Here is a 2,563-nt window from a genome sequence, read left to right on the forward strand (position 1 = left end):
CTCAACACTTTGCAGCCAGTCTAGGATGAACAGCGTGCGTTCGATCCGGCCCAGCTCGCGCAGGGCCACGGCCAGGCCGTTCTGGCGCGGATAGCTGCCGAGCTTGCGCAGCATCAGCGAGGCAGTGACGGTGCCCTGTTTGATCGAGCTGGCCAGGCGCAGGATGTCGTCCCAATGGGCGCGGACGTGCTTGATGTTCAGGGTGCCGCCGATCAGCGGCCGCAGCGTCGGGTAGGTCTGCACGCCCTGCGGCACGTACAGCTTGGTTTCGCCGAGGTCGCGGATGCGCGGCGCGAAACGGAAGCCCAGCAGGTGCATCAGGGCGAAGACGTGATCGGTGAAGCCGGCCGTGTCGGTGTAGTGCTCCTCGATCCGCAGGTCGGACTCGTGGTACAGCAGGCCGTCGAGCACATAGGTGGAATCGCGCACGCCGACATTCACCACGCGGGTGCTGAACGGCGCGTACTGGTCGGAGATATGGGTGTAGAACAGCCGTCCCGGCTCACTGCCGTACTTCGGGTTGACGTGTCCGGTGCTCTCGCCCCGGCCGCCAGCCCGGAAACGCTGGCCATCGGAGGATGAGGTGGTGCCGTCGCCCCAGTGGGCGGCGAAGGCATGCTGGTACTGGTGGTTGACCAGCTCGGCCAGGGCCGCCGAATAGGTCTCGTCGCGGATGTGCCAGGCTTGCAGCCAGGACAGCTTGGCGTAGGTCAGACCGGGGCTCGACTCGGCCATCTTGGTCAGCCCGAGGTTGATCGCATCACCGAGGATCGCGGACAGCAGCAACGTCCGGTCTTTGGCCTCGGCCCCGTCCTTCAGGTGGGTGAAGTGGCGGCTGAAGCCCGTCCAGTCGTCCACGTCCATCAGCAGTTCGGTGATCTTGATGCGCGGCAGTAACTGACTGGTCTGGTCGATCAGCGCCTGCGCCCGATCCGGCACCGCCGCATCCAGCGGGGTGATCTTCAACCCGGACTCGGTGAGGATGGCATCGGGCAGCTCGTTGTCCTTGGCCAGGCGGGCGACAGTGGCCAACTGCTCGTCCAGCAGCTGCAAGCGCTCTTCCAGATACTGGTCGCTGTTCGGGTTGATCGCCAGCGGCAGGGCCTGTTCCCGCTTGAGCGCGGCGAACTTCTCGGCCGGCAGCAGGTAGTCGTCGAAGTCGCGGAACTGCCGCGAGCCCTTGACCCAGATGTCGCCGGAGCGCAGGGCGTTCTTCAGCTCGGACAGGGCGCAGATTTCGTAGAAGCGCCGGTCGAGGCCTTCCGGGGTGATCACCAGTGGCTTCCAGCGCGGCTTGATGAAGGCGATGGGAGCATCGGCCGGCACCTTGCGCAGGTTGTCGGCGTTCATCTCGCGCAGCGTCTGCACGGCTGCCAGCACGCCCTGCGCGGCCGGGGCGGCGCGCAGCTCCAATACCTCCAGCAGAGCCGGCGTGTAGCGGCGCAGGGTGGCGAAGTTCTCGCCGACCAGGTGCAGGTGGTCGAAGCCCTCCGGCCGGGCCAGCAGCTCGGCTTCGCTGACGCTCTCGGTGAACTCGTCCCAGGGGATCACCGCCTCGATGGCGGCATAGGGGTCGCTGCCGGCTTCCTTGGCCTCCAGCAGCGCCTGGCCGATCTTGGAGTACAGGCGCACCTTGTCGTTGATCGCCTTGCCCTGCTTCTGGAACTGCTGCTGATGCTTGTGCTTCGCGCCGCTGAACAGCTTGACTAGGATGCGGTCGTGCAGATCCACCAGCTCATCAATCACGGTTGCAGTGCTCTCCAGCACCACGGCGGCCAGGGTCGCATAGCGCCGCTGCGGCTCGAACTTGCCGAGGTCTTTGGGCGTCATCTGCCCACCCTCGCGGGCCAGCTTGAGCAGGCGGTTCTGGTGGATGTGCCGGCCCAGGACTTCGGGCAAGTCCACCAGCTGAAATGTCTTCAGCCGCTCGATGTGCTCAAGCATGTGCCGAGAGTTGGGTTTCAGCGGTGCCTGGCGCAGCCAGGTCAACCAGGTGATGCTGCTGCCGGCCTTGAGCTTCAACAGCTCGTCCAGCTTGGCCCGATGCGAGTCCGTGAGCGGTTCAACCAGGGCGCGGTAGACCCGCCGATTGGCCCGTGCAATGGCCTCCGAGCAAGCCCGGTCGATCACGCTCAACGCCGGCAGGATGCGTCGCTTCTGCCGCAGGCTCTCCAGCGCCTGGCCGGCCAGCAGCAAGCCCTTGTCGGTCTGCTGGGCCAGTTCGGTCAGCTCGCGCACCAGGGCGCGGAAGTCGGACAGGCCGAACGGGGCCAGTTGAAGGTAGGTGCGCAGTTCCTGGGCGTGCTCGCGACGGGTCACATCGCGCTCGCCGTACTTCGTCCAACTCGCCGGATCGGTCTGGACTTGCTTGGCCACCCACAGGATGACCGGTTCGGGCAGCTCGCTGTCAGTGCCCAACGCATAGCCGGGGTAGCGCAGCAGGCAGAGTTGCACGGCGAAGCCGAGGCGGTTGGCGTCGCCGCGCCGCTGACGGATCAGCGACAGGTCGGAGTCGTTGAAGGTGTAGTAGCGGATCAGGTCATCCTGGCTTTCTGGCAACGCG

The 2,563-nt window shown here is 66.0% G+C and carries 1 protein-coding gene; it reads right to left on the reverse strand.

The genetic code is table 11. From position 1 onward, the window contains the following. Window positions 1–2,563: Tn3-like element TnAs1 family transposase (locus H3221_RS25465; RefSeq protein ID WP_224490808.1), on the reverse strand; the 2,563-nt coding region annotated here is incomplete at both ends.

The organism is Pseudomonas chaetocerotis (assembly GCF_015712105.2).
Taxonomy (GTDB): Bacteria; Pseudomonadota; Gammaproteobacteria; order Pseudomonadales; family Pseudomonadaceae; genus Aquipseudomonas; species Aquipseudomonas chaetocerotis.